The organism is Escherichia sp. Lx600-2, assembly GCF_036662595.1.
GTDB lineage: Bacteria > Pseudomonadota > Gammaproteobacteria > Enterobacterales > Enterobacteriaceae > Escherichia > Escherichia coli.
Genome location: NZ_JAYQWM010000053.1, coordinates 21,905 through 28,589 on the forward strand (window position 1 = coordinate 21,905; position 6,685 = coordinate 28,589).

At 48.6% G+C, this 6,685-nt stretch carries 7 protein-coding genes and 1 pseudogene; 6 read left to right on the forward strand and 2 right to left on the reverse strand.

Features of this window, described 5'->3' with window-relative positions:
• Nucleotides 1-242: 242 nt before the first annotated feature.
• The 3 genes from pfkB to OQV04_RS17100 all read left to right on the forward strand — a co-directional run bounded on the left by pfkB (nt 243) and on the right by OQV04_RS17100 (nt 2,529).
• On the forward strand, nt 243-1,172 hold the full coding sequence (gene pfkB / locus OQV04_RS17090) for a 6-phosphofructokinase II (protein ID WP_000251735.1): 930 nt from the start codon (nt 243-245) through the stop codon (nt 1,170-1,172).
• Between the two features lie 100 nt (nt 1,173-1,272).
• Complete coding sequence (gene ghoS, locus OQV04_RS17095; RefSeq protein WP_000146159.1) at nt 1,273-1,563, forward strand: type V toxin-antitoxin system endoribonuclease antitoxin GhoS; 291 nt, start codon at nt 1,273-1,275, stop codon at nt 1,561-1,563.
• Nucleotides 1,564-1,668: 105 nt separating this feature from the next.
• On the forward strand, nt 1,669-2,529 hold the full coding sequence (locus OQV04_RS17100) for a fructosamine kinase family protein (RefSeq protein ID WP_000267650.1): 861 nt from the start codon (nt 1,669-1,671) through the stop codon (nt 2,527-2,529).
• Nucleotides 2,530-2,569: 40 nt separating this feature from the next.
• Here OQV04_RS17100 and OQV04_RS17105 read toward each other — a convergent pair whose 3' ends face one another.
• A complete protein-coding gene (locus OQV04_RS17105) occupies nt 2,570-3,106 on the reverse strand; it encodes a YniB family protein (RefSeq protein WP_000222172.1) in 537 nt (178 codons plus the stop codon).
• Nucleotides 3,107-3,252: 146 nt separating this feature from the next.
• Here OQV04_RS17105 and hxpB point away from each other — a divergent pair, with 146 nt between their 5' ends.
• The 3 genes from hxpB (at nt 3,253) to tcyP (ending at nt 6,198) form a co-directional block, all read left to right on the forward strand.
• Nucleotides 3,253-3,921: a hexitol phosphatase HxpB gene (hxpB, locus tag OQV04_RS17110; protein ID WP_187227339.1), complete on the forward strand. Its 669-nt coding sequence runs from the start codon at nt 3,253-3,255 to the stop codon at nt 3,919-3,921.
• A gap of 162 nt (nt 3,922-4,083) precedes the next feature.
• Nucleotides 4,084-4,674, forward strand: a complete 591-nt coding sequence (locus tag OQV04_RS17115; protein ID WP_001295408.1) for a metal-dependent hydrolase — start codon at nt 4,084-4,086, stop codon at nt 4,672-4,674.
• A 132-nt stretch (nt 4,675-4,806) separates the two neighbouring features.
• Nucleotides 4,807-6,198 carry a cystine/sulfocysteine:cation symporter gene (gene tcyP / locus OQV04_RS17120; RefSeq protein ID WP_001010696.1) on the forward strand — a complete coding sequence of 464 codons (1,392 nt, stop codon included), beginning with the start codon at nt 4,807-4,809 and terminating at the stop codon, nt 6,196-6,198.
• A 3-nt stretch (nt 6,199-6,201) separates the two neighbouring features.
• On the opposite strand, the pseudogene ydjO reads toward tcyP, so the two are convergent.
• Nucleotides 6,202-6,685: pseudogene (ydjO, locus tag OQV04_RS17125) on the reverse strand (protein YdjO); the annotation flags it as partial.

Here is a 6,685-nt window from a genome sequence, read left to right on the forward strand (position 1 = left end):
GGAAACTTTCTTAAGGATCAAAGATTAGCGTCCCTGGAAAGGTAACGAATTATAAAAAGGCGCGAATAACTTAGCAATGTATTCTTATTTCATTTTTTGAATAAGCATGTGGCGAAAACAGATTTTTATTTATATATATTTATCTGCAAAATTTTAAATAAAGCTCCAATAAATCATATTGTTAATTTCTTCACTTTCCGCTGATTCGGTGCCAGACTGAAATCAGCCTATAGGAGGAAATGATGGTACGTATCTATACGTTGACACTTGCGCCCTCTCTCGATAGCGCAACAATTACCCCGCAAATTTATCCCGAAGGAAAACTGCGCTGTACCGCACCGGTGTTCGAACCCGGGGGCGGCGGCATCAACGTCGCCCGCGCCATTGCCCATCTTGGAGGCAGTGCCACAGCGATCTTCCCGGCGGGTGGCGCGACCGGCGAACACCTGGTTTCACTGTTGGCGGATGAAAATGTCCCCGTCGCTACTGTAGAAGCCAAAGACTGGACCCGGCAGAATTTACACGTACATGTGGAAGCAAGCGGTGAGCAGTATCGTTTTGTTATGCCAGGCGCGGCATTAAATGAAGATGAGTTTCGCCAGCTTGAAGAGCAAGTTCTGGAAATTGAATCCGGGGCCATCCTGGTCATAAGCGGAAGCCTGCCGCCAGGTGTGAAGCTGGAAAAATTAACCCAACTGATTTCCGCTGCGCAAAACCAAGGGATCCGCTGCATCATCGACAGTTCTGGCGAAGCGTTAAGTGCAGCACTGGCGATTGGTAACATCGAGTTGGTTAAGCCTAACCAAAAAGAACTCAGTGCGTTGGTGAATCGCGAACTCACCCAGCCAGACGATGTCCGCAAAGCCGCGCAGGAAATCGTTAATAGCGGCAAGGCCAAACGGGTTGTCGTTTCCCTGGGTCCACAAGGAGCACTGGGTGTTGATAGTGAAAACTGCATTCAGGTGGTGCCACCACCGGTGAAAAGCCAGAGTACCGTTGGCGCTGGTGACAGCATGGTCGGCGCGATGACACTGAAACTGGCAGAAAATGCCTCTCTTGAAGAGATGGTTCGTTTTGGCGTAGCTGCGGGGAGTGCAGCCACACTCAATCAGGGAACACGTCTGTGCTCCCATGACGATACGCAAAAAATTTACGCTTACCTTTCCCGCTAACAAAAACATTCCCCCAGCATTGGGGGAATCATCACCAACCTGTCGGCAACGCGTTTCTCCGACTATGCTCAAAAGTCATGTGATAACAAAGGGGTGAACTATGGCCAGTGGCGATCTTGTCCGTTATGTCATAACCGTCATGTTGCATGAGGATACATTGACTGAAATTAACGAGTTGAATAATTACCTGACTCGCGACGGTTTTTTGCTCACCATGACGGATGATGAGGGAAATATCCATGAGCTGGGGACTAACACTTTTGGACTTATCAGTACCCAAAGTGAAGAAGAAATTAGAGAACTGGTTTCGGGGCTTACCCAAAGTGCAACCGGCAAAGATCCTGAAATCACCATCACGACCTGGGAGGAATGGAATAGCAACAGAAAATAAATGGTTTTTGGGCAATAATCAGTCTGTGGTGTGCGTTAGCTCGTGTTTTTACACCGCATTCTTGCGCTAACCTTATGATCTGGCAGACAACATGGGAGAGACATCATGTGGCAGGCAATCAGTCGTCTTTTGAGCGAGCAGTTAGGTGAAGGCGAAATCGAACTGCGTAATGAACTGCCTGGCGGAGAAGTCCATGCCGCATGGCATTTGCGCTATGCAGGACATGACTTTTTCGTCAAATGTGATGAAAGGGAACTGCTTCCCGGTTTTACCGCCGAAGCCGACCAACTGGAGTTACTGTCGCGTAGTAAAACCGTCACCGTGCCTAAGGTTTGGGCAGTTGGCGCTGACCGTGACTACAGTTTTCTGGTGATGGATTATCTCCCACCTCGTCCGCTGGATGCGCATAGCGCATTTATTCTTGGTCAGCAAATTGCGCGTTTACATCAATGGAGTGACCAACCACAATTTGGCCTCGATTTCGATAACGCGCTCTCCACAACTCCACAGCCCAACACCTGGCAACGTCGCTGGTCAACGTTTTTTGCTGAACAACGGATTGGCTGGCAGTTGGAACTGGCAGCAGAAAAAGGGATCGCTTTCGGCAATATCGACGCCATCGTAGAGCATATTCAGCAGCGTCTCGCCTCACATCAACCGCAGCCTTCTCTGTTGCACGGCGATTTATGGTCCGGCAACTGTGCGCTGGGTCCGGATGGCCCGTACATTTTCGACCCGGCCTGCTACTGGGGTGACCGAGAGTGCGACCTGGCGATGTTACCGCTGCATACTGAACAGCCGCCACAAATCTATGACGGCTATCAGTCAGTATCCCCGCTACCTGCCGATTTCCTTGAACGTCAACCGGTTTACCAACTCTACACGCTGTTAAATCGTGCAAGGTTATTTGGCGGTCAGCATTTGGTTATTGCTCAGCAGTCATTGGATAGATTATTAGCAGCATGATATGGGTTGAGGATAATGGCCGCTCCGTGCGGCCTTTTGATTAAATAAACCCAAGCAGAGAAAAGAACACATAACCTGCAGCAATACAAATAACCGGCAGGATATACAGTGAGAAAAACTGCAGGAAAATAGTATGGTGCGGAACAACAATACGGGACTCAATTTGTTCACGCGTTAGCCCCTCTTCCCCTTTGGCTTTTTCCAGAATGAGTTGATCTTCAACACCTTCCCGCAAGAAGCGCGCCTGGCGACTCATCCGGGCACCGGAATCCTGCAACGCCAGTCCGACAAAAATCAGGATGAAAATCACCCAGAACATAACGTTCACGCCACCATTAAAATTGGGCGTCGGGGAGTTATACCAGAACAGATTCAAAAAAGGCGTATTCGCCTGCATCATATCGATCATGACATGAGTAAAGTCGAGCATGACCGCATTAATGCCTTCCTGGTTTTCCTGCCGGGTATTCATAAATTTCAGCAAAGAAATCAATGTAGAGATCAATGCAGGTATAAAAATCACCCAACCCAAAATCCTTTTCAAAACAGCAATGCGTCCAGCTTGTTGATACGTCATGAGTTCTCCTTGATTAAGACGCGTCGTTTCACTTAGTTTACCTGTAGATATCTGTTTTCGCCCATTCTTTAAAGGCGATATGATAGGCGCTTAATCATAAGCACGGCTTAATACCTTACACATAATGCTTTAAAGGAGAGGTTGTAATGTCAACCCCGCGTCAGATTCTTGCTGCAATTTTTGATATGGATGGATTACTTATCGACTCAGAACCTTTATGGGATCGAGCCGAACTGGATGTGATGGCAAGCCTGGGGGTGGATATCTCCCGTCGTAACGAGCTGCCGGATACCTTAGGTTTACGCATCGATATGGTGGTCGATCTTTGGTACGCCCGGCAACCGTGGAATGGGCCAAGCCGTCAGGAAGTAGTAGAACGGGTTATTGCCCGTGCCATTTCACTGGTTGAAGAGACACGTCCATTATTACCAGGCGTGCGCGAAGCCGTTGCGTTATGCAAAGAACAAGGTTTATTGGTGGGACTGGCCTCCGCGTCACCACTACATATGCTGGAAAAAGTGTTGACCATGTTTGACTTACGCGACAGTTTCGATGCCCTCGCCTCAGCCGAAAAACTGCCTTACAGCAAGCCGCATCCGCAAGTATATCTCGACTGCGCAGCAAAACTGGGCGTTGACCCACTGACCTGCGTAGCGCTGGAGGATTCGGTAAATGGCATGATCGCCTCTAAAGCAGCCCGCATGCGTTCCATCGTCGTTCCTGCGCCAGAAGAGCAAAATGATCCACGTTTTGTATTAGCAAACGTCAAACTCTCATCGCTGACAGAACTCACCGCAAAAGACCTTCTCGGTTAATGACCAGGGGCAGTGATCACGCTGCCCCTGGTTCTTTATCTGAATTTGCATTCAACTGACGGATTAATCGTCAATTTAAGAGAAAGAGTTACACCGTCACCACTTCCGTGCACTGTATAAAAATCCTATACTGTACGTATCGACAGTTTAGTGAGTTTTATCATGACGGCGGAAGGTCACCTTCTCTTTTCTATTGCTTGTGCGGTATTTGCCAAAAATGCCGAGCTGACGCCCGTGCTGGCACAGGGTGACTGGTGGCATATTGTCCCTTCCGCAATCCTGACGTGTTTGTTACCGGACATCGATCACCCAAAGTCGTTTCTTGGGCAGCGATTAAAGTGGATATCAAAACCGATCGCCCGCGCTTTTGGGCATCGTGGTTTTACCCACAGTCTGCTGGCGGTATTTGCGCTGCTGGCAACCTTTTACCTTAAGGTTCCTGAAAGCTGGTTCATTCCGGCTGATGCGCTACAAGGAATGGTGCTGGGTTATTTAAGCCACATACTTGCCGATATGCTGACACCCGCCGGTGTTCCCCTGCTCTGGCCATGCCGCTGGCGTTTCCGCTTGCCTATCCTGGTTCCCCAAAAGGGTAACCAACTGGAACGTTTTATCTGCATGGCATTATTTGTCTGGTCGGTATGGATGCCCCATTCATTACCCGAGAACAGCGCTGTTCGTTGGTCATCGCAAATGATCAATACCTTGCAGATCCAGTTTCATCGGCTTATTAAGCATCAGGTTGAATACTAAAAAGGCAAAAATCACCTTTCTGGAATAAGCAATTCCATTTGAATATAAGAGCCAGCTCACAGTTCTGTTAATCTTGCGCCAACACTATGACTGCTACGCAGTGATAGAAATAATAAGATCAGGAGAACGGGGATGAACTTTCCATTAATTGCGAACATCGTGGTGTTCGTTGTACTGCTGTTTGCGCTGGCTCAGACCCGCCATAAACAGTGGAGTCTGGCGAAAAAAGTGCTGGTGGGTCTGGTGATGGGTGTGGTTTTTGGCCTTGCCCTGCATACCATTTATGGTTCTGACAGCCAGGTACTTAAAGATTCTGTACAGTGGTTTAACATCGTTGGTAACGGCTATGTTCAACTGCTGCAAATGATCGTTATGCCGTTAGTCTTCGCTTCTATTCTGAGCGCGGTTGCCCGTCTGCATAACGCATCTCAGTTAGGCAAAATCAGTTTTCTGACCATCGGTACGCTTTTGTTTACCACGCTGATTGCGGCGCTGGTCGGTGTGCTGGTCACCAACCTGTTTGGTTTGACGGCTGAAGGTCTGGTTCAGGGTGGTGCAGAAACTGCACGTCTGAACGCCATCGAAAGTAACTATGTTGGTAAAGTCTCTGACCTGAGCGTTCCGCAGCTGGTCTTGTCCTTTATCCCGAAAAACCCGTTTGCCGATCTGACCGGAGCCAATCCGACGTCAATTATCAGCGTGGTAATTTTTGCCGCATTCCTCGGTGTAGCTGCGCTGAAACTGCTGAAGGATGATGCGCCGAAAGGTGAACGAGTCTTAGCCGCTATCGATACCCTGCAAAGCTGGGTCATGAAGCTGGTTCGCCTGGTCATGCAGTTGACCCCTTACGGCGTTCTGGCGCTGATGACCAAAGTGGTTGCAGGTTCTAACCTGCAAGACATCATCAAACTGGGAAGTTTCGTTGTCGCGTCCTACCTCGGTCTGCTGATTATGTTTGCAGTGCATGGCATTCTGCTGGGCATTAATGGCGTGAGTCCGCTGAAGTACTTCCGTAAGGTATGGCCTGTGCTGACGTTTGCCTTTACCAGCCGTTCCAGTGCTGCGTCTATCCCATTGAATGTGGAAGCACAAACGCGTCGTCTGGGCGTTCCTGAATCCATCGCCAGTTTCGCCGCCTCTTTCGGTGCGACCATTGGTCAGAACGGCTGCGCCGGTTTGTATCCGGCAATGCTGGCGGTGATGGTTGCGCCTACGGTTGGCATTAACCCGCTGGACCCGATGTGGATTGCGACGCTGGTCGGTATTGTTACCGTTAGCTCCGCAGGCGTTGCCGGTGTCGGTGGTGGTGCAACTTTCGCCGCACTGATTGTGCTGCCTGCGATGGGCCTGCCAGTAACCCTGGTGGCGCTGTTAATCTCCGTTGAACCGCTTATCGACATGGGCCGTACGGCGCTAAACGTTAGTGGCTCGATGACAGCTGGCACGCTGACCAGCCAGTGGCTGAAGCAAACCGATAAAGCCATTCTGGATAGCGAAGACGACGCCGAACTGGCACACCATTAATTCTTATGCTGGCAACGGTCCGTTTTGTATAGGGGCCGTTGCCTTACTTTTTAAATGTTCCATCGCGGCGATGCATACTGACTCATATTTAAACAGATCGTCAGCGAAAAAAATGTCCAACTTATCAATACATTCCTGGCTCAATGAATGTGCCTGTAGCGAGAAGCTTAAAACCTCATACCCGAGACGTTTTCTAAGTGAACTATCTGGAATACTCATAATATCTTCAAGTATACCACTTCCCATTCCCGGAAGATTTAGTGGATTAAAAAGAAGATTGATATTAAGCATTGATATTATCGAAGGAAACTTTAGGAGACTCTCATTTTTTTGAATCGCAGCAAAAATGCTCCCGACAGGATGTATATAATTTTGTTCATAGTATATAGTCCTTAAATAGTGAATAACCAACCTGTTTTTTATACTGATCAAATTGGTCATTTTTTCTGGGCGAAATACAGAAGTGACATCCATTCCAATAAAATCT

Coding starts and splice junctions, on each gene's coding strand:
- OQV04_RS17105 (WP_000222172.1), bottom strand. CDS start 3,106: ATGACGTATCAACAAGCTGGACGCATTGCTGTTTTGAAAAGGATTTTG.
- ghoS (WP_000146159.1), top strand. CDS start 1,273: ATGGCCAGTGGCGATCTTGTCCGTTATGTCATAACCGTCATGTTGCAT.
- OQV04_RS17100 (WP_000267650.1), top strand. CDS start 1,669: ATGTGGCAGGCAATCAGTCGTCTTTTGAGCGAGCAGTTAGGTGAAGGC.
- tcyP (WP_001010696.1), top strand. CDS start 4,807: ATGAACTTTCCATTAATTGCGAACATCGTGGTGTTCGTTGTACTGCTG.
- OQV04_RS17115 (WP_001295408.1), top strand. CDS start 4,084: ATGACGGCGGAAGGTCACCTTCTCTTTTCTATTGCTTGTGCGGTATTT.
- pfkB (WP_000251735.1), top strand. CDS start 243: ATGGTACGTATCTATACGTTGACACTTGCGCCCTCTCTCGATAGCGCA.
- hxpB (WP_187227339.1), top strand. CDS start 3,253: ATGTCAACCCCGCGTCAGATTCTTGCTGCAATTTTTGATATGGATGGA.